Source organism: Rhizobium sp. LjRoot30 (assembly GCF_964253915.1).
Lineage (GTDB): Bacteria > Pseudomonadota > Alphaproteobacteria > Rhizobiales > Rhizobiaceae > Metarhizobium.
On the sequence record NZ_CAXUSG020000011.1, the window covers coordinates 75,180 to 93,405 of the forward strand.

The 18,226-nt window shown below is 62.3% G+C and carries 18 protein-coding genes; 11 read left to right on the plus strand and 7 right to left on the minus strand.

The window, feature by feature from the left end:
* Window positions 1-3: 3 nt before the first annotated feature.
* From ACSQ3I_RS20550 to ACSQ3I_RS20575, 6 genes are read right to left on the minus strand one after another with little or no spacing between them, the layout of a single operon-like run.
* Window positions 4-654: an RraA family protein gene (locus ACSQ3I_RS20550; RefSeq protein ID WP_436001888.1), complete on the minus strand. Its 651-nt coding sequence runs from the start codon at window positions 652-654 to the stop codon at window positions 4-6.
* Window positions 655-673: 19 nt separating this feature from the next.
* Window positions 674-1,675: a C-terminal binding protein gene (locus ACSQ3I_RS20555; protein WP_436001890.1), complete on the minus strand. Its 1,002-nt coding sequence runs from the start codon at window positions 1,673-1,675 to the stop codon at window positions 674-676.
* Between the two features lie 14 nt (window positions 1,676-1,689).
* Window positions 1,690-2,706: a DctP family TRAP transporter solute-binding subunit gene (locus ACSQ3I_RS20560; protein ID WP_436001891.1), complete on the minus strand. Its 1,017-nt coding sequence runs from the start codon at window positions 2,704-2,706 to the stop codon at window positions 1,690-1,692.
* A 33-nt stretch (window positions 2,707-2,739) separates the two neighbouring features.
* Window positions 2,740-4,029, minus strand: a complete 1,290-nt coding sequence (locus tag ACSQ3I_RS20565; protein ID WP_436001893.1) for a TRAP transporter large permease — start codon at window positions 4,027-4,029, stop codon at window positions 2,740-2,742.
* On the minus strand, window positions 4,026-4,538 hold the full coding sequence (locus ACSQ3I_RS20570) for a TRAP transporter small permease (protein ID WP_436001895.1): 513 nt from the start codon (window positions 4,536-4,538) through the stop codon (window positions 4,026-4,028). Before ACSQ3I_RS20570 ends, ACSQ3I_RS20565 begins: the two co-directional genes overlap by 4 nt.
* A 52-nt stretch (window positions 4,539-4,590) precedes the next feature.
* Window positions 4,591-5,781 carry an L-dopachrome tautomerase-related protein gene (locus tag ACSQ3I_RS20575; protein WP_436001897.1) on the minus strand — a complete coding sequence of 397 codons (1,191 nt, stop codon included), beginning with the start codon at window positions 5,779-5,781 and terminating at the stop codon, window positions 4,591-4,593.
* Between the two features lie 133 nt (window positions 5,782-5,914).
* Between ACSQ3I_RS20575 and ACSQ3I_RS20580 the strand changes: the two genes are divergently transcribed.
* From ACSQ3I_RS20580 to ACSQ3I_RS20595, 4 genes are all read left to right on the plus strand, one after another.
* The gene (locus ACSQ3I_RS20580; RefSeq protein ID WP_436001899.1) at window positions 5,915-6,685 is read left to right on the plus strand and encodes a GntR family transcriptional regulator; all 771 of its coding nucleotides are present in this window, start codon (window positions 5,915-5,917) and stop codon (window positions 6,683-6,685) included.
* Window positions 6,686-6,829: 144 nt separating this feature from the next.
* Window positions 6,830-8,365: a sugar ABC transporter ATP-binding protein gene (locus ACSQ3I_RS20585; RefSeq protein WP_436001901.1), complete on the plus strand. Its 1,536-nt coding sequence runs from the start codon at window positions 6,830-6,832 to the stop codon at window positions 8,363-8,365.
* Window positions 8,355-9,317: an ABC transporter permease gene (locus tag ACSQ3I_RS20590; RefSeq protein WP_436001903.1), complete on the plus strand. Its 963-nt coding sequence runs from the start codon at window positions 8,355-8,357 to the stop codon at window positions 9,315-9,317. Before ACSQ3I_RS20585 ends, ACSQ3I_RS20590 begins: the two co-directional genes overlap by 11 nt.
* Window positions 9,318-9,367: 50 nt before the next feature.
* Window positions 9,368-10,381, plus strand: a complete 1,014-nt coding sequence (locus ACSQ3I_RS20595; RefSeq protein ID WP_436001905.1) for a substrate-binding domain-containing protein — start codon at window positions 9,368-9,370, stop codon at window positions 10,379-10,381.
* Between the two features lie 60 nt (window positions 10,382-10,441).
* Here ACSQ3I_RS20595 and ACSQ3I_RS20600 read toward each other — a convergent pair whose 3' ends face one another.
* On the minus strand, window positions 10,442-11,119 hold the full coding sequence (locus ACSQ3I_RS20600; protein ID WP_436001907.1) for a GntR family transcriptional regulator: 678 nt from the start codon (window positions 11,117-11,119) through the stop codon (window positions 10,442-10,444).
* A 134-nt stretch (window positions 11,120-11,253) separates the two neighbouring features.
* On the opposite strand from ACSQ3I_RS20600, the gene ACSQ3I_RS20605 reads away from it, so the two are divergent.
* The 7 genes from ACSQ3I_RS20605 to ACSQ3I_RS20635 all read left to right on the plus strand — a co-directional run bounded on the left by ACSQ3I_RS20605 (window position 11,254) and on the right by ACSQ3I_RS20635 (window position 18,152).
* Entirely contained in the window at window positions 11,254-12,135 is an 882-nt protein-coding gene (locus tag ACSQ3I_RS20605) for an SMP-30/gluconolactonase/LRE family protein (protein ID WP_436001909.1), read from the plus strand.
* Between the two features lie 34 nt (window positions 12,136-12,169).
* Window positions 12,170-13,210, plus strand: coding sequence for a sugar ABC transporter substrate-binding protein (locus ACSQ3I_RS20610; protein WP_436001911.1), 1,041 nt, complete (start codon window positions 12,170-12,172; stop codon window positions 13,208-13,210).
* Between the two features lie 84 nt (window positions 13,211-13,294).
* Window positions 13,295-14,842 (plus strand): sugar ABC transporter ATP-binding protein, encoded by a 1,548-nt coding sequence (locus ACSQ3I_RS20615; RefSeq protein WP_436001913.1) that lies wholly within the window; start codon window positions 13,295-13,297, stop codon window positions 14,840-14,842.
* Window positions 14,826-15,797, plus strand: coding sequence for an ABC transporter permease (locus ACSQ3I_RS20620; RefSeq protein WP_436001915.1), 972 nt, complete (start codon window positions 14,826-14,828; stop codon window positions 15,795-15,797). Before ACSQ3I_RS20615 ends, ACSQ3I_RS20620 begins: the two co-directional genes overlap by 17 nt.
* 143 nt (window positions 15,798-15,940) lie before the next feature.
* The gene (locus ACSQ3I_RS20625; RefSeq protein ID WP_436001917.1) at window positions 15,941-16,447 is read left to right on the plus strand and encodes a lactoylglutathione lyase family protein; all 507 of its coding nucleotides are present in this window, start codon (window positions 15,941-15,943) and stop codon (window positions 16,445-16,447) included.
* Between the two features lie 11 nt (window positions 16,448-16,458).
* Window positions 16,459-17,469, plus strand: coding sequence for a C-terminal binding protein (locus ACSQ3I_RS20630; RefSeq protein WP_436001919.1), 1,011 nt, complete (start codon window positions 16,459-16,461; stop codon window positions 17,467-17,469).
* A gap of 11 nt (window positions 17,470-17,480) precedes the next feature.
* On the plus strand, window positions 17,481-18,152 hold the full coding sequence (locus ACSQ3I_RS20635) for an RraA family protein (RefSeq protein WP_436001921.1): 672 nt from the start codon (window positions 17,481-17,483) through the stop codon (window positions 18,150-18,152).
* The last annotated feature ends 74 nt before the right edge of the window (window positions 18,153-18,226 follow it).

The following is an 18,226-nucleotide window of genomic DNA, read 5'->3' on the forward strand; positions in this document are numbered from 1 at the left end:
CCCTCAGATGCGGCCGTACTTGGCAAGACCTTCGCGAAGCGAGCCGGCATTGATGATCAGCTGGGCCTGCTCGAGTTCGCGGGCATCGATGTTTTTCGACATGGCCAGCACGGCTTCGGCATGCTGATGGGGAACGACGACAACGCCATCGATATCGGCAACGATGATGTCACCCGGATGGACGATGACGCCGGCAATCTGCACCGGTTCGTTGGCGGAGTAGGTGCGGTACCGGCCGAGCGTCGTGCCGGGGGAAACGGAGCGCGAAAAAACCGGGAAATCGTAGTCGCGGCGAATTTCGGTGATGTCGCGAACGCCGCCGTCGAGAACGGCGCCCTCATGCTTGTTGGCGACGGCGCCGGCCGTCATCAAGCCACCCCAGACGGCGACGTTTTTCTCGCCGTTGATGGCGATGCAGATGACGCTGCCGGCCGGGCTTTCATCGATGGCATCCAGCGCGTGCTGCGGCGGCAGGAATTCGTCGGTCGGGCCTTCGAGGATGGTCACGGCCGGGCCGACGATCTTCCGGTCGTTGATGCGCGGTTTCATGGTTTCGTCCATGAAGCCGGTCTTGCCGGTGATCTTGTCGACCGCATCGGCGACCGAGGCCGTTGCAACGCCGCGAAAACCGGCGACGAGTTCTTCCAGAGTCATTGAAAATTCTCCTGTCATGTCATGGATGGGTAAGGGCGGGCTGGCGTTCCCAGCGGTTCACCCAGTTGCGGGGCTCCTCACCGGAAAACACGCGGGCAACCTCTTCCGCCGCCTTGCGGCGCAGGTCGCGCACGGATTCCTCGGAGTACCAGCCGGTATGGTCGCTCACGACCACGTTCGGCAGGGCGAAAAGGGGATTGTCGGCGCCGGGCGGCTCCTGCTCGAAGACATCGAGACCCGCCCCGAAGATCTGGCCGGCAGCAAGCGCATGCCGGAGAGCCTGACCATCGATCAGCCCGCCGCGCGAGGTGTTGATCACGATGGCCGTCGGCTTCATCAGGGAAAGCCGCTCTGCATTGAGGATATGGCGGGAGCTTTCCGTCAGTGGCGCGTGCAGCGAGACGACGTCCGCTTCCCGGCAAAGACGATCGATCTCCGCGAGTTCGACCCCTTCGGGGACATCCCGCAGATAAGGATCGAACACCAATGTCCGGGCGTAACCCAGCGCCCGGGCCTTGCGGTGAAAGGCATGGCCGATCCTGCCGTAGCCGACCAGACCCAGCGTGCCACCGGCAAGCCGGTACATCGGTTCAGTCCGGGCGACGTTCCAAATGCCGCTTCTCACGGCACGGTCCCGGGAGACGACGCGGCGGGCGACCGCGAAAAGCAGCGCCAGTGCGTGGTCGCTGACCTCCTCGACGCCGTAATCCGGAACATTGGCGACGTAGATGCCGCGAGCGGCCGCGAAAGCGCGGTCGATATTATCGATGCCGACGCCATAACGCACGATGGCGCGGCACTCGGGCATGTTGGCGATCGCCTCGGCATCGACGGGGCTTTCGCGGACCAGGACGGCATGGGCGCCCGCCACGGCACGCCGCACGTCGGCGGCGTTGCCGTGACAGGGTCTTTCCACGACATTCGCACCGTAGGATTGAAGCACGGCCTGTTCTATTTTCGTATCGCCGTACCCCTCGTCGAGAACGACGACGAGGGGATCTTTCGGATGCGACGTGGTCATGACGTGCCTTTCGCTTACTGGCTGTTGACCGCTTGGTCGCGAGCCTTGACCAGCTTGTCGACCCATTCGGCGCCGACGGCGGCGTCGAGATGCTTGCGGACGGCCGGCTGGGCGAGCGCGCGGAATGCCTCGATCTGTTCGGCGGTCGGCACGTAGACCTCCATGCCCTTCTCGGTCAGCGTCTTTTCGGCCGCCAGATCCTGGGCGCGCGTCATGTCGCGATGGATCTTCTGGGCTTCGACGGTGCAGCTGTCGACCGCGGCCTTCTCCGTGTCGGTGAGGCCCTGATAGAAGGCGTCGCTGATCAGATAGGCGTGCAGGCTGTAGACGTGTCCGTCGAGCGTTGCGTATTTCTGGCTCTGGTAGAGGCTGGCGGCGATGATGTTGGTCACGCCGTTTTCCTGGCCATCGACGGCGCCCTGCGTCAGCGCCGCCGGCAGTTCACCCCAATCGATTGCAGACGGGCTGGCGCCCAGGCTTTCCATCAGCGCAATGAAGACCGGCGAAGGCTGGACGCGCATCTTGAGGCCCTTCAGGTCGTCGGGCGTCTTGATCGGATGCTTGGAGTTGGTGAACTGGCGAATGCCGTTGTCGGCATAGGCAAGCAGGCGGATGCCGGTATCCTTGAGCATGGCAGCGCCGAATTCCTTGCCGAAGTCGCCGTCCAGCACCTTGTAGGCGGTCTCGTGGTTCGGGAAGAGATAGGGCAGGGCGAAGATATCGAAGGCGGGGTAGATGCTGGAAATGCCGCCGTCATGGACGACAGCCATTTCGATCGAGCCGAGCTTCAGGCCCTCGAGCGTCGCAGTGGCGTTGCCGAGCTGGCCGGCGGGGAAGATCTGGACGTCGATGGAATTCTCCGTCGCCTTCTCGACGCAGGATTCGAAGGCGAGCGCCGCCTTGTGTTTCGGCTGGTCGTCGCGGCCGGGTTGGAAATGTCCGTATTTCAGGACTTTTGGCGCGGCATAGGCCGTGCCGGCGCTGAGCGCGATCAGCGCTGCAGCGGTGATGGTTGCGATCGTTTTAACCATGGTCATTCCTCCTCAAATGATGGTTGATGGTTGTCAGTGCAGATAGCCAAAGCTGTTCGGCAGCCAGGTGCTGAAACCCGGTACGAACGTCAGCAGGGCAAGCACGACGAGTTCTGCGCCAAGCAAGGGCCAGAGTTCGCGTACCAGCGCATTCATGGGCACCTTCGTCACCAGCGAGGTGACGAAGAGCAGGCCGCCGACCGGCGGGGTAATCATTCCGAGCGTCAGGTTCAGGATCACGACCATGGCGAACTGCAGCGGGTCGATACCGACGGCGGTGGCCACGGGCGCCAGGATCGGCACCAGGATCATCACGCCGGGAAGCGGCTCCATGAAGATGCCGAACAGCAGCAGGAAGATATTGACGGCAATCAGGAAACCGATCGGACCGAGACCCATCGAGACGATGAACTCCGAGATCATCTGCGGTATCTGCAGCACGGTCAGGGCCCAGGCAAAGGCGTCCGAGGTCGAGATGATCAGCATCACCGAGGCCGTCATGATGGCGGTGCGGACGAGCATGCCGGGTATCTTGTTCAAGGTCAGCGTGCGGTAAACGAACGTACCCGCAAGCCAGGCATAAAAGACGGCAACCGCAGACGCTTCCGTGGGCGTGAAGGCGCCGGTATGGATGCCGCCCAGGATGATCACCGGCAGCATCAGCGCCGGGAATGCACGCCAGGTGATCAGCGCAAACTCGTTGAAGGACGGGCGCGCCTCCCAGCTGCGATAATCCCGCTTTACCGAAATCCAGTAGTTCACCAGGAGAAGAGCGGCGCTGATCATCAGGCCGGGAACGATGCCGGCGAGAAACAGGCCGGCGACGCTGACGCTGTTGTCGGTGAGCGCGTAGACGACCATGATGATCGACGGCGGGATCATCGGCCCGACGATGGCGGCCGATGCGGTCATTGCGGCAGAATAGCCGGGGCTGTAGCCCGTCTCACGCATCATCTTGGAAATGATGGCACCGGGGCCGGCCGCGTCGGCCAGTGCCGAGCCGCTGATGCCGGAGAAAAAGGTCATCGTCAGGATGTTGGCATGGCCGAGGCCGCCGCGAAAATGGCCGACACAGGCGGATGCGAACTTCAAGAGCACGTCCGTCAGGCGCCCGCCGGTCATCATCTCTGCAGCCAGCAGGAAAAACGGGATCGCCAGCAGCGGAAAGCTGTCGAGGCCGGCAAAGAGCCGTTGCGGGATGATCAAGGCGGGAAAGCGCCCGTCGTAGAGAACCGCGATCAGCGTCGAAAGGCCAAGCGTGATGGCGATCGGCACGCCGATGATCAGGGTCAGCAGGAAGGTGATGGTGAGAACGGCACTCATACGACGGAAAACTCCGCTGCCTTGGCCTGATCCTCCACGTTCGTCTGATGCGTGATCAGCCGCCGGGACATCAAGAGGGTGTGGACGAGCATCAGCAGCGAGCCGATGGGAATGGCGAGATAGATGGCGCCGAGCGGCAGCCTGAGCACCGCGCTCTCCTGCCGCCAGGCAAACAGCGAATATTGCAGCCCGAACCAGGCGACGGCCGCAAAGAAGCCAATGACCAACAAAAAGACGGACAAGCGGAGCGCCTGAGCCCAGCGCGCCGGCAAGGCGTTCTGGAAATTGTCGATGGCGATATGAGCGCCCTCGCGCATCGCCAGGCCGACGGCCAGCCAGGCGACCCAGATCATCATGTAGCGGGTGATCTCTTCCACCCAGGGTAGGGACGTCCCGAAGATGTAGCGCAGGACGACATTGGCGAAGACCAGGATGGCCATGGCCAGCATCAGCGAGCCGACAACGAACTGGTTGGCCCAGGTAAAGAAACGGTCGAGTGTCAGAAGCATGATTTTCTCCCGTGGGATGCCGGCAATCACCGACATCCCGCGATCGTCCCGGTCAGTTGAGGTACGGTTCGGCCTTCACCGGCAGGCGCCAGATGGTGAAGTTCGGCACATCGGGGTCCTTGAAGTTCATGTCGCCATCCACCCACAGGTGAAGGTGGTTGGAGATGACATGCAGCGTGCCGTCGGGCGCCCAGGCGAGCGTGTCCGGCCAGACCATTTCGGGATGATAGGCAACCTGGCTGAGGCGCCGGGTGTTGGTGTCGTATTTGAGCACGCCGTTCAGCTGCAGCGCGGTCAGGTAGATATTGCCGGCCTTGTCGGCCGTCAGGCCGTCGGTGTTGGAGGGCAGCACCACTTCGACGCGCACGGCGGCCTGAAGTTCGGACTCCGAAACGCTTGCATCACGCAGCAACGCCGTCGGCAGGGAATAGAGCGTGTTGCCGGTCAGGTTGGTCCAATAGAGCGTCTTGCGGTCGCCGGACAGCGCGATGCCGTCGGCGCCAGTGCGCATGCGGCCGTTCTTCAGCACCTGCCGTCCGTTGATGGCGAAGCTGAACTGGGCCTCGTCATTGGTGAACTTCGAGGCGTTCAGGACCCGCCGTGCGGTGTTGGCCTTCTTGTCGTAAACGATCAGGCCGCCGCAGAGCGGATCGGCGAAGATACCGCTGTCGGCGATATAGGCAAAGCCGGACTCGTTATCGACGACCACGTCGTTGAGGAAGGAGCATTTCTTGTCGGAAAGCTCCGGACCGAATTCCAGGCGCTGGACTTCCTTGTTGGCCTTGATGTCCCAAAGCACCAGCTTTTCATCTTTCGGGCCAGAGGCTGCACCGGCGATATGGCCCTGGTCGAGCATCCACATCACGTCGTTCTCATCGACCTCGAAACCGAGGACCGCCTTCAGGCCCGCCTCGTTGGACACGGCGTTGAGCTCTGCGGAGGGAAACGCCTCCAGTTCATAGCTCTCGCCGGTTTTGACCAGCTTCGAGACCGTTGCCGGCATGTCGGCGCCGCCCCAGCGGGCCGCCGTTACATACATGGCGCCAGTGGAATCGAATTTCAGGCCCTGGACCAATGTCTTGCCGAACAGCGGGCTTGCCTGCCACTTGGCGGCGGCTTCGGCATTGTCGACCTTGTAGGTCAGGCTGTTCCAGCGGACGACGGGCTCGACGCCTTTGTCATCCGCGCGTGCTGTGCCGGTGATCGGCACCGCGATGGAAAGGACCGCAAATGCAGCGGCCATGCGTATTCCGGCAATTCTCATGATATATCCCCTCCCAGGAATTGGCGCTTCAATTTCCTCCGCCTAACTGCTACCTTAGGCAGTAGTTGAAACTAAGGTAGCAGTTTTCCGACTGCTGTAAAGGGGGGTCTGCATGTCTGTGTCCAAAACGTCGCCGGAGAACCGGCGTGGAGAAAATCAGGAGGGTCGAAAAGGGGCAGGCCGGCTGGTGCGCCCGGCGCTGCTGGTCGATGAGGTGATGCGCTCCATCCGCGACATGATCGTCGACGGGCGGGTGCGGCCGGGTGAGCGCCTGTCCGAAAACGCCCTTGCGACCGAATTGGGGGTTTCGACGACGCCGGTCCGCGAAGCTATTGCCCTCCTGCGCCGCCAGGGCCTGGTGACCGTGCAGCCGCAGTCGGGAACCTATGTGTTCGAATTGCAGCCGGGGGAATTGAACCGCCTGTGCGAGTTGCGGTTCGCGCTGGAACCGTCCGCCGTGCAGCTGGCGTTGGAGAACCCGGATTCGTCGCTGCCCGACCAGCTCGATCGTATCGTCGCCGAGATGCAAAAAGCCCAGGCCGAAGGCCGCGTCAGGGACTATCTGACGCTGGATACCGATTTCCACGATGCGATCATCGCCGCTTCGGGCAATGATTATTTCAACAGCGCCTATGCCCTTATCGGTGCCAAGATGGCGGCGCTGCGCAACCGTCTGGGCAGCGATCCGCATCATATGGAAAAATCGATGCGCGAGCATATCGAGATCGCCGAGGCGATTCGCGCCCGCGATCTCGGCCGCGCCGTCGGCATCCTTGTCCGGCACATCGCCCGCAAGGAAGGCTCCTATTGGGAACATCTCGATCCGCAGGATCCGAGCCGGCTTGAGCGCACGCCGCTGAATACGCAGCTTTTTCAGGAATAAGCTTTCCAACATCACCGCTCCTTTTCAGCCGCCTTGCTTCTCAAGCTTGGCGGCGAGACTTTTTGCGCCCTATTGACATAATTCTGGTATTGAATATCTGATATACCATATGGCAGATGGGAACTGCCAGTGGGAGATTTGTTCATGAGTGCTGGGCTTGCGGGTCACGTCGGTGATGCGCCCTTTTTGCTGGAGATTTCCGGCCTGTCGAAAAGCTGGGGTGCCACCCGGGCTGTCGATCGGGCGAGCTTTGCTCTTGGAGCCGGCGAGGTTCTTGCCCTGGTGGGAGAAAACGGCGCCGGAAAATCGACGCTGATGGCGTTGCTGTCGGGTGTTGCCCAGCCTGATGAAGGTGAAATCCGGCTTTCGGGCAAACAGGTGGAACTGTCGTCGCCGCAGATGGCGCGGGCCAATGGCATCGCCACGGTGTTTCAGGAGTTGAGCCTCGCCGAAAACCTGACGGTGATGGAAAACATCTATGCCGGGCGCCTGCCCTCAAGCTTCGGTTTTGTCGACAAGCGGCTTCTCAAGCGGCGGGCAAGCGAACTTTTCGAACTGCTTGGCCTCGCGATAGACCCGGAGGCGACGGTCGGTAGTCTGCCCGTCAGCTCGCGCCAGATCGTCGAGATCGCCAAGGCGGTTTCGCTCGATGCCAGGGTCCTGCTGCTGGACGAACCGACTTCGGCGCTGAACGCCGACGAGAAGGCCGCCTTGTTTTCGCTCGTCGGCCGGCTCAAGGCGAAGGGCACGGGCATCATCTACATCAGCCACCACCTGGATGAGGTGCTCGACCTCGCCGACCGCGTGGTCGTTCTGCGGGATGGCCAGGTGGTCTCGACGACAGACTGCGCCGGAACCGACGCGAATGGGCTGGTACGGGACATGACCGGCCGCACCATCGATCCGTCGCTGATCGACCGTCGCGCTCCCTTCGACGAGGTCCTGCTCGACATTGAAGGGCTTGGCGACGGGCGGGACGTCGAGGACATCTGGTTGTCCTTGCGTCGTGGCGAGATCGTTGCGCTTGCGGGACTGATGGGGTCGGGGCGCAGCGCACTTGCCGAAATGATTGTCGGGCTGAGGAAACCGAGCGTCGGCTCCATCCGCCTTTCGGGGCAAGCCGTCACGCTGCACGGCATGAAAGCCGCGCAATATCTCGGCATTGGCTACATCCCGCCTGAGCGCAAGACGCAGGGCCTTTTCCTCGACATGTCGATCGCCGCCAATGTCGCGGCGGCAACGCTTCGCAGATCAACGCGCGCCGGCTTCGTGGATGAAGCATCGATGCGGCGCCGCGCGCAGGATTATGTCGGGCGGCTGTCGATCAAGGCCGGCGATGTCGGTGTCACCTGCCGCGCCCTTTCGGGCGGCAACCAGCAGAAGGTGCTGTTTGCCAAATGGCTCGAAACCGAGCCGGCCCTCCTCGTGATCGAGGAGCCGACCAAGGGCGTGGATATCGCCGCCAAGCTCGATATCCACGCGGAACTCGTTTCCCTCGCCGCAGGCGGCGCCGGCATTCTGATGGTTTCTTCGGACCTGCCGGAAATCCTTTCCATCGCCCATCGCGTGCTGGTCATGCACCGGGGGCGGATCGTCGGCGATCTCGATTGCCGTCAGACCACAGAACATCAAATCGTGGCCCTGGCATCGGGCCTTGCGGAGACGTCTCATGGCATCTAGCCGAGTGTCGGCCCTGATGAGTGGTGCGCAGATGCGCGAACTCGTTCTTTTCATCCTCATTCTGGCAGTCGTCGTCGGCATGTCGATTGCCTCGCCGTTTTTCCTGTCGCTGGCCAATTTTCGCGCCATGGCAGCCGGCCTCGTGCCGACCGGCATCATCGTCGTTGGCATGACCTATCTGCTGGTCAGCGGTGGGTTCGATCTTTCCGTGGGGTCGGTCATGGCGCTTGCCAGCACCGTGTGCGCCTATTTGTTGACGCTGGGCTGGGGCATTCCCGGCGCGGTCGTTGCCGCCATGCTGCTTGGTGTGGGGATCGGCGCCATCAATGGCGTTCTGGTCACCCTGTTCCGGATCAATCCGCTGATCGCCACGCTCGGCTCGATGTCGGTGGCGCGCGGTATCGCGTTGATCATGACCGAGGGTTTTTCCTTATCCAGCCTGCCGAAATCATTCGGGCTGGCCGGAAACTACACCCTTCTCGGCATGCCGATGATGGTGTGGCTGATGTTGGCCATCGTCCTTCTCGGCGATATCGGGCTGCGGCGCACCGCCTATTTCCGCCAGATCTATTTCATCGGCAACAACGAGCAGGCGGCCCGCCTTTCGGGGATCAATGTGGCGGGTGTGCGCCTGGTTGCCTACGCGCTGAGCGGCTTGCTCGCCGCCGTGGCCGGCGTCCTGCTCGCCTCGCGGCTGATGAGCGGCACCCCGACAGCCGGCAGCGGGCTGGAGCTTCAGGTTCTGGCCGCAGCCGTGATCGGTGGTGCTTCGCTCAAGGGCGGCGAAGGCACCGTGCTCGGCGCGTTTCTCGGGGCGGTGTTCGTGGCGCTGGTCAACAACGCCATGACCATGCTCGCCGTCTCCATCTACTGGCAGATGATCGTGACCGGCGGAATCCTGGTCGCGGCCGTCGGCATCGACATGCTGGGCCGGCGCAACCGCCCGACCTGAGGAATCTCGCCGCCGGAATGAGCCGGCGGCATCAAATGGGAGGAATGGAAATGACATCGAACTGCGGTGCGGATGGAGAAAAGATCTCCCTCAACCGGCGCAATTTTTTAGGCGCGGCGACGGCGGCCGGCATTGGCGGCATGATGCTGCCCGCCTTCAGCAAGGAGGCGCTCGCCCAGGGCAGCGGGCTTGAATATGTCTTCCTGTCGGTCGTGACCCAGGTGCCGTTCTGGGCCGACCACAAGGCCGGGCTGGACGATGCAGCCAAGGCGCTCAACGTGAAAACCACGTTTACCGGCCCGCTTGATTTCGATACCGCCGGGCAGGCGCGCCAGCTGGACGAAATCATCGCCCGCCAACCGGGCGGCATCCTGATTTTCCCGGGCGATGCGGCAGCTCTTGCGGAAGGCGTCAATCGCGCCGTCGATGCCGGCATTCCCGTCGCGATGATCATCGGCGATATTCCCGATTCGCGCCGCACGCTGCATCTGGGCATCTCCAATTTCGAGGCGGGCAAGGTCGGCGGGGAACTGCTGGCACAGGCCATCGGCGGCAAGGGCAAGGTTCTGCTCGGCACCTTCCCGTCGCCTGCGACGCTCGAACGTGTCGAAGGCTACAAGACCGTGTTCAAGGACAAGTATTCCGAGATCGAAGTGGTCGACGTCGTCAACGACAAGGCCGACCCGTCCTTCGCGCCAACGGCCTATGCGCAGGCCATCCAGGCGCATCCTGACGTCGTTGGCATTGGTGGCACGGATGGCGATTCCGGCAAGGGGGCGGCAATCGCCGTCAACGAGGCCGGCAAGAAGGGCGCGATCAAGATCGTCGCCATGGACCGCAATTCGGACATGCTGCCCTACATCGAAGATGGCACGATCCATGGCTCGGTGGCGCAGAAGTCCTACACGGAATCCTATCTCGCCGTTCACCTGCTGCATTGGCTCAACACCAATGCGGTGCATATGGTCAAGGATGCCAAGGCCTCGGGCATCAATCCGCTGCCGGAATCGATCCTGACCGGCGTCGTGCCGGTGACCAAGGAGAATGTTGCGCAGTTTCTTTAGGCGGTGGACCGGGAGGCCTGTTTCCGAAGGGAAGCGGGCCTCTTCTCGATAGGTCCGGTGTCAGCCGGCTTTATCAGCGGCGGCGATATCCTCTATGGTCGAGGAATAGGTGCGTTTGGTGCGATCGATATGCTGGTCGAGAATATCGAGGCTGGCGGCGACATCCCCCTTGCCGAGCAGATCGACAATGACCTTATGCTCGTGGAAGGATTTTTCCGTGTGCTGCGGTTTCTGGGCCAGGTGGGTGCGAAGTGCCGCGATCTTGCCGACATGCATCCTGTAGGTTTCCAGGAGGTGGGAATTGCCGCAATGCTCGAGAAACCTCAAGTGAAACAATGTGTCGGCGGTGAGATAGGCGCGGATATCGCCGGCGTCGAGTGACGCCGTCATTTGGTCGAGCACGTCAGCAAGAGACAGCAGCAAGGCTTCGGGGTTGCGCCGCATGGCGAACTTGAGCGCGCCGGCCTCCAGCGCTTGCCGCAACTCGCACATTTCCCGGATTTCTTCTGCAGAAAGCGTGAAGACAGTCAGCCCGCGCGGCGGCGAAAACCGCACTAGGCCTTCCAGCCGCAACTGCGCCAAAGCCTCGCGTACGGGTGTCTTGGACACACCCAGGCGTTCCGCCAGCTGCCGTTCGGAAACCTCCTCCCCGAGGCCCAGATCACCGGCGATGATCGCCTCGCGGATACGTCCGGCAACTTCGCCGGACATGGATTGCGGCCGTTCGATAGGCTTCATTTTGTTCCCCCCAAGCCTGTTGACAGGCATCATGCGCATTGGTATTTGATATTTGGTATACCAGTTGATTGCGGCGATCTCAAGCGGGTTCTTTCACCCGAAAACGCCGGTTCAGCAGGGGAAGAGGAGGAGACATGCAAGCGACTGCCGTTGCCGATCTGGTCTGCGATTGCCGCAACCTTCATGGCGAAGGTGTGTTGTGGTCGGCCGAGCATGGCCTCCTGATGTGGGTCGATATCCATGGCAAGGCGCTCTGGACGCTTGAGCCGGTCTCCGGCGCCGCCGCCAGCCATGCACTCCCCGAGCGCCTGTGCTGCTTCGCGCCCCGCCGGGGAGAACCGTGGCATCGCATCCTGGCAGCCTTTGCCAGCGGTTTTGCGCTGTTCGACGTGCTGACCGGCGACCGCCAGGAAATCGCTGCCTTCGAAGCGGACAAACCGACAACCCGCCTCAATGACGGTCGCACTGATCCCGCCGGCCGTTTCATCGCCGGCGGCATGGATGAGGGCGATCCCATGCGACCGATCTCATCGGTGGTGATGGTGGATCGCGACCTGTCGGTGACCCCGCTTTTCGATGGCGTGGCCTGCGCCAATTCGACGTGTTTTTCGCCGGATGGGCGGCAGATGTATTTTGCCGACAGCCCGACGGGAAACATCGAGGTTTTCGACTACGACGCCACAGCCGGCGCCGTCTCCAATCGGCGCATGTTGGCGCAGACGAAGGGCGTACCGGACGGATCCTGTGTCGATGCCGAGGGGTATGTCTGGAACGCTGTCTGGGAGGGGTATCGCGTCGAGCGCTACGCGCCGGACGGCCGTCTCGACCGGATCGTCGACGTGCCTGTCGCGAAGCCGACATGCTGCGATTTCGGCGGGCCGGATCTGCAGACCCTTTACATCACGACGTCACGGCTGGGCTCGGAGGAAGCGTTTTTGGCGCGCGAGCCGTTGTCGGGCGGATTGTTTGCCTATCGTGCCGATGTCCGGGGTGTGCCCGGAAGGCCGTTCGGCTGAAGCATAAACCATTGTCTTTGATCAGGAGGAGAAGATGAAGACAGGATTGAAATCGCTCGTGATGGCTGCGGCCATCGCCCTTTCCGCCAGCGTTGCAGGCGGTGCGCTTGCTGCCGATTACGCTGCGCCCACCCCGCTCAAGGACGGCGCGCAGGCGCCAATCTCCAGCATCAAGGCGACGACGCCGTTTCGCATCGCCTACATGCCACCCGCGACCGAATTCAACTATTACATGGCCATCGGCGAGGGCATCAAGTCGGTGGCCGCAGAACGCGGCATCGAGACCTTCATGCTGGCCCCGCAGAGCGGCGCCGACATCAACGGCCAGATGGGCATGATCCAGGACGTCCTGACCCAGGATGTCGATGCCATCATCTTCGGCACGCATGACGAAGCTGCTGCCGCCCCGCTGATCAAACAGGCGGTCGACAAGGGCATTGCCGTGGTGATGATCAACTCGGATATTCCGAACTTCCCGACGCCGATCCACGGCGTCGTCGGCTACAAGCAGCGCAGCGGCACCCTTGCCCTTGCCGAATGGGCGGTGAAGCAGGCCGGCGGCAAGGACGTCAATGTCGGTGTGATCGAAGGCCAACCCGGCTATCACTCGACGGAGCGTGTCGGGGGCTTTCTCGATGGCATCAAGACCGCTGCCAACATCAAGGTCGTGACCTCGATCGATGGCAAGTGGAATGTCGAAGGCGGCAACACCGCCGGCATGGATATCCTGCAGTCGCACCCTGAAGTGAACGTCATCTTCGCTGCCAATGACTACATGGCGATCGGCGCCGCCCTTGCCGCCAAGGCCGCCGGTCGAACCGACCTGATGATCCTCGGCAATGATGGCGACACCGGTGGCCTGGAGCAGGTCAATGACGGTTCCATCACCGCAACCGTCAACACCAGCCCCTATCTGATGGGCCAGTGGGCCGCCAAGGCGACGCTGGACGCGCTGGAAGGCAAGTTTGCCGGCGGCTTCATCGAAGTGCCGACCACCGTTGTCGACAAGGCCGGCGCACTCGCCGTGCTCAAGCAGCCTGATATGCTCTATCCCAAGCCGTCGAAGGCCTACTAACTAGCCATCACTCCGGGCCGGTTCGGCCGGCCCGGAACCTTTCTTTCGAAATAGCCAGTTTTCAGGTTTGGGATCGAAGTCGCGATGACTGTCCAATCAGCCTTAGCCTCGCCCCGTCCGGTGCTCGAGGTCATCGATGTGACAAAGCGTTATCCCGGCGTGCTCGCCAATGACGCGGTCAGCTTCGCCATGTATCCGGGCCGCATCCACGGTCTTCTCGGCGAAAACGGCAGCGGCAAGTCGACCATCATCAAGACACTCTCCGGCGTCCAGAGGCCGGATAGCGGCGAGATCCGCATTCACGGGCGCGAGGTATCGTTCTCCGATCCGATCGCGGCGCGGAGCGCGGGCATCGCCACCGTCTTTCAGGAGTTTTCCATCGTCCCCACCCTCTCGGTGGCGGAGAACATCTTTCTCGGCCGCATGCCGACAGGCCGTTTCGGCCTGGTCGATTGGCAGAAGGTCGTCAGCGAGACCGTCGACATTCTCGGTCGGCTGGGGGTCGAGATCGATCCGGAAGAAATCGTCGGCAGCCTGTCTGTCGCCCAGCAGCAGATGGTCGAGATCGCCAAGGCCGTGGCGACAGGCGCAAGCCTGATGATTCTCGATGAGCCGACGGCGGCGCTGGGGCTGGACGAGATCGCGCAATTGCACGCCCTGCTTCGCCGCATGCGCGATCAGGGAGCGTCGCTTCTTTATGTCTCGCACCGGCTGGATGAAGTCGTCAGCCTCGTCGACGACGTCACCATTCTGCGCGGCGGAAAGGTCGTCAGCGCAGCGGGCGCGACGGAGGTGAAGATCGACCGGATCGTTTCGGCGATGATCGGCTCCGATGTGAAGGAGCATTATCCCAAGGTCAACAATGCCACAGACACGGTCGTGCTCGAAGCGAAGGGCATTTCCACGCGCCAGGGCGTCAGCAAGGTCGACCTGACCTTGCACGCCGGCGAGGTCCTCGGTCTCGGCGGCGTTCTGGGCGCGGGCCGAACCGAAATTGCCCGTGCCTTGTTCGGCGTCGACGGTCTCACCGAGGGAGAAATTTTGATCGACGGCCATCCGGTTAAGATCAGGGCGCCATCGGATGCGATCGCTGCCGGCATGGCGCTGATTTCCGAGAACCGCAAGTTCGATGGCCTTTTCTTCAATTTCACCGGCAAGGCGAACATCTCGGTCGCCAGCCTCGATCGCATCAAGCTGCGGGGACTTCTCAGCCTCGAACATGAGTACCTGAATGCGCGGCGGATGGGCCAGCAACTCGAAATCACCAAAGCCGCGCCGGACAAGCTGGTCGGCCATCTCTCCGGCGGCAACCAGCAGAAGGTGATCCTGGCGCGCTGGCTGATGACGGGTGCCCGCGTGCTGATCCTCGATGAACCGACGCAGGGCATCGATATCGGCGCCAAGCTGGCGATCTACGACCTGATCAACCGGCTGACCTCCGAAGGCAAGGCGGTCATCCTGATCTCCTCGGACCATGAAGAACTGCTGGCCATGAGCGACACCATCGCCATCGTCCGCCATGGATCCGTGGTGCGGGTCGCGCCGGCTGCTGCGCTCAACCATACCGATCTCGTCAAGGCGTCCGCCGACGAGGTTTCAGAACACGGAGCATTGCATGAAATTCCGGCTTGATCCCCAGCTTATCGGACCGCTGGTCGCCCTCGTCCTGGTCACTGCCATCGTTGCGCTGACCTCGAGCCGGTTTCTGGACCCGGGCAACCTTGCCAATCTCAGCCTGCAGGCCTCTATCGTCGCGCTGATCGCCGTCGGCGCGACCATCGTCATCTTTACCGGCGGCATCGATCTCAGCTCCGGCTCGATGGTGGCGCTGCTGACGATGATTCTGGCCGTCGCGATCCGCGACCTCGGCTTGCCGCTGGAACTGGCGATTGTCGCCGTGCTTTTCGTCGGCGTGGTGATCGGCGGGTTCAACGGCGTGGTCTCGGCCTATCTGCGCATTCCGTCCTTCATCACGACGCTTGCCGGCCTCATTGCTTTCCGCGGCATTGCGCTGCTGTTCAACAATGGTTCGCCGATCTTCTCGCTCGACCCGCGGCTGGAGCCGATTTTTTACGGAACGCTCGCCGGTATCCCGCTGCCTTTCATCTATATCATTGTTTTCTACGCAGTAGCCGCCGTCTTCATGGGGCGGACACGCACCGGCCGCGAAATCTATGCGGTGGGCGGCAATGCCTCGGCCGCCAGGCTTTCCGGCATCAAGGTGCAGCGCATCCAGACGATCGCCTTCGTCATTGCCGGCTTCATGACGGCGGTTGGCGCGATCCTGATGGCCGCACGCCTCAATTCCGGCTCGCCGAACTATGGCCAGACGTTGGAACTGCAGGCGATTGCGGCAGCGGTGGTGGGCGGCGCCAGTCTGTCGGGCGGGCGTGGCAATGTGCTGGCGACGCTCGCCGGTTCCTTCCTGATCGTCGTGGTGCAGAACGGCCTCAATCTCAATGCCGTGCCATCCTCGATCCAGAACATCATTCTCGGCGCGATCATCCTGCTGGCCGTCGGTGTCGACATGTGGCGGCCGGAACTGTCCCGCCGGCTTTCGCGCCTGATGGGCCGGAAGGAGAAATGACCGTGGATCTCGATCCGACCTCCGTCCGACTGTCACCGACCAATTTCGCAAGGGAGAGCCGACTTTGCTCGTCCGCCGTTTCATTGGCGCCTAAAGCGTCTTGAAGGCGGCATCACCCGATCCATTCAAACAAGGAGAAAACCATGACCCAAACGACACCTCCCGTATCCTTCAGCCATATCGGCATCACGGTCCCCGATCTTGACCGCGCCGTGGAGTTCTACACCAAGGCGCTCGGCCTCTACCTCATCATGGCGCCGACGACGATCAACCATGACGACAGCGCCATCGGCGTCATGTGCGACGACGTGTTCGGCGAGGGCTGGGGCAGCTTCCGCATCGCCCATCTCGCGACCAATGACGGGATCGGCGTCGAACTCTTCGAGTTTCCGCAGACCAAGCAGGAAGACGGCCCGTTCGAATACTGGCGTGCGAGGCTCTTCCACTTCTGCGTCCAGGATCCCGATCTCGAAAACCGCATCAAGCTCATCGAGCAGTATGGCGGCAAGCAGCGCATGAAGCAGGTTCGCCATTATTTCCCCGGCCAGAAACCCTACCGCATGGTCTATTGCGAGGATCCCTTCGGCAACATCGTTGAACTCTACAGCCACTCCTATGAGCTGACCTATTCGGCCGGCGCTTACGTTTGAGGAGAAGACACGTGCCGCGTCTGACAGCCGTCATCACGGACTACGATTATGGAAACCTCGATATCGAGCGCTCGATCCTCGAGCCGCAGGGTATCGACGTCATTGGACTGCAAGCCAAGTCCGAAGATGAGCTGATCGACGCGGCCCGCACATGCGATGCGATCATGAACCAGTATGCCCGCGTCGGCGCGCGCACCATAGCGGCGATGAGCCGCTGCAAGGTGATCGCGCGTTATGGCGTGGGCGTCGATATCGTCGATGTCGAGGCGGCAACCGGGGCAGGGGTTCTGGTCACCAACGTGCGCGATTACTGCACCGAGGAGGTGGCCGATCATGCCGTCGCGCTCTGGCTCGCCTGCGCCCGGCGGCTGGTCGAGTACGACCGGGCGACACATCAGGGCATCTGGCGCTGGCAGTCCGGCCAGCCCGTCTATCGCCTGCGTGGCCGCACCCTTGGCATCGTTTCGTTCGGCAAGATCGGACAGGCGATTGCCGAACGCGCCCGCGCCTTCGGCGTAGAGATCGTGGTTCATGACCCTTACGTCGGGGACGACGTGCTGGCGGCCCATGGTGTTGCCCGGGTCGGCAAGGATGAACTGCTCGCGCGGGCCGATATCCTCATGATGCAGGTGCCGATGACGCCGGAGACGCATCATTTCCTCGGCGAAGCGGAATTCGCCGCCATGAAGTCCGGCACGATCGTCATCAACACCGGACGTGGCCCGACCATCGACAACAAGGCGCTCTATCAGGCGCTGCTCTCCGGCAAGGTTCTCGCCGCAGGGCTGGACGACCCGGAGGAGGAGCCTGCCAAGCGCGCCGCCTGGAACCCGGCGGACAATCCGCTGTTTTCGCTGCCCAACGTGCTGGTGACGCCGCATTCCGCCTACTACTCGGAGGAATCCATCCGCTCGGCCCGCGAGATCGCCGCAAGCGAAGTGGCGCGCGTGCTGACCGGCATTCACCCGCTCAATCCCGTCAATTCGGTCGATCTGCTCGGCCAGCTCAAGAAAATTGCCTGAAGGATACTGCCATGTTGAAAGTTTTCGAGGATTTCGACCGCAGGCCGGACCTGCTTGCCCGGTTCGACGAACTTCTACCCGTCTACTCCATTTCCTGTGTCTTCGCCGACGTCATGTACCGGACAGGCGTCATGTCCTCTGCCATCAAGGCGCCGTTCAAGGCGAAGGCGGTGGGGCAGGCGATCACCGTGCAGCTTTCCAAGGGCGATCTGGTCGATCCGCTCAAGGCGCTGGAAATGGGCCAGCCGGGTGACATGATCGTGGTCGATGCCGGGGGCGATACGGAAACCTCGGTCTGCGGCGGCCTGATGGGCGGCCTTGCCCAGAACCGTGGCATTCGCGGCATGATCGTCGATGGCGCCGGCCGCGATATCGACGAGCTCGAGGATCTCGGCTGGCCGATCTGGACGCGGGCGATCACCGTGCGCGGCACGCATACGATGTTTTCGGGCCGCAAGGAGGAACTGTCGATCAATGTTCCGATCTCCTGCGGCGGTGTCGTGGTCAATCCGGGCGATTTCATCGTGGCGGATACGATCGGTGTCGTCGTCGTGCCGCTGGCCAAGGCGGACGAGGTGTTGACGCTGGCGAAGGAACAGGCCGACCGCGAGGAAGCGACGCGGCAATGGGTGAAGAAGGGCAAGACTGTGGAAGACTTGCTCGCCGAGTTCGGCCGGATCTGATCCCGCCGCTTCCCCCATTGCCTTAGACGCGTTGTTTCGTGCTATCAACGGCGGAATCGGTCGCGTTCGTGACG

Excerpts from the sequence above, each read along its gene's own strand:
- ACSQ3I_RS20555 (WP_436001890.1), bottom strand. The coding sequence starts at position 1,675 with ATGACCACGTCGCATCCGAAAGATCCCCTCGTCGTCGTTCTCGACGAG.
- ACSQ3I_RS20585 (WP_436001901.1), top strand. The coding sequence starts at position 6,830 with ATGAGTGCTGGGCTTGCGGGTCACGTCGGTGATGCGCCCTTTTTGCTG.
- ACSQ3I_RS20590 (WP_436001903.1), top strand. The coding sequence starts at position 8,355 with ATGGCATCTAGCCGAGTGTCGGCCCTGATGAGTGGTGCGCAGATGCGC.
- ACSQ3I_RS20620 (WP_436001915.1), top strand. The coding sequence starts at position 14,826 with ATGAAATTCCGGCTTGATCCCCAGCTTATCGGACCGCTGGTCGCCCTC.
- ACSQ3I_RS20635 (WP_436001921.1), top strand. The coding sequence starts at position 17,481 with ATGTTGAAAGTTTTCGAGGATTTCGACCGCAGGCCGGACCTGCTTGCC.
- ACSQ3I_RS20565 (WP_436001893.1), bottom strand. The coding sequence starts at position 4,029 with ATGAGTGCCGTTCTCACCATCACCTTCCTGCTGACCCTGATCATCGGC.
- ACSQ3I_RS20595 (WP_436001905.1), top strand. The coding sequence starts at position 9,368 with ATGACATCGAACTGCGGTGCGGATGGAGAAAAGATCTCCCTCAACCGG.
- ACSQ3I_RS20610 (WP_436001911.1), top strand. The coding sequence starts at position 12,170 with ATGAAGACAGGATTGAAATCGCTCGTGATGGCTGCGGCCATCGCCCTT.
- ACSQ3I_RS20625 (WP_436001917.1), top strand. The coding sequence starts at position 15,941 with ATGACCCAAACGACACCTCCCGTATCCTTCAGCCATATCGGCATCACG.
- ACSQ3I_RS20575 (WP_436001897.1), bottom strand. The coding sequence starts at position 5,781 with ATGGCCGCTGCATTTGCGGTCCTTTCCATCGCGGTGCCGATCACCGGC.
- ACSQ3I_RS20605 (WP_436001909.1), top strand. The coding sequence starts at position 11,254 with ATGCAAGCGACTGCCGTTGCCGATCTGGTCTGCGATTGCCGCAACCTT.
- ACSQ3I_RS20615 (WP_436001913.1), top strand. The coding sequence starts at position 13,295 with ATGACTGTCCAATCAGCCTTAGCCTCGCCCCGTCCGGTGCTCGAGGTC.
- ACSQ3I_RS20580 (WP_436001899.1), top strand. The coding sequence starts at position 5,915 with ATGTCTGTGTCCAAAACGTCGCCGGAGAACCGGCGTGGAGAAAATCAG.
- ACSQ3I_RS20570 (WP_436001895.1), bottom strand. The coding sequence starts at position 4,538 with ATGCTTCTGACACTCGACCGTTTCTTTACCTGGGCCAACCAGTTCGTT.
- ACSQ3I_RS20560 (WP_436001891.1), bottom strand. The coding sequence starts at position 2,706 with ATGGTTAAAACGATCGCAACCATCACCGCTGCAGCGCTGATCGCGCTC.
- ACSQ3I_RS20550 (WP_436001888.1), bottom strand. The coding sequence starts at position 654 with ATGACTCTGGAAGAACTCGTCGCCGGTTTTCGCGGCGTTGCAACGGCC.
- ACSQ3I_RS20600 (WP_436001907.1), bottom strand. The coding sequence starts at position 11,119 with ATGAAGCCTATCGAACGGCCGCAATCCATGTCCGGCGAAGTTGCCGGA.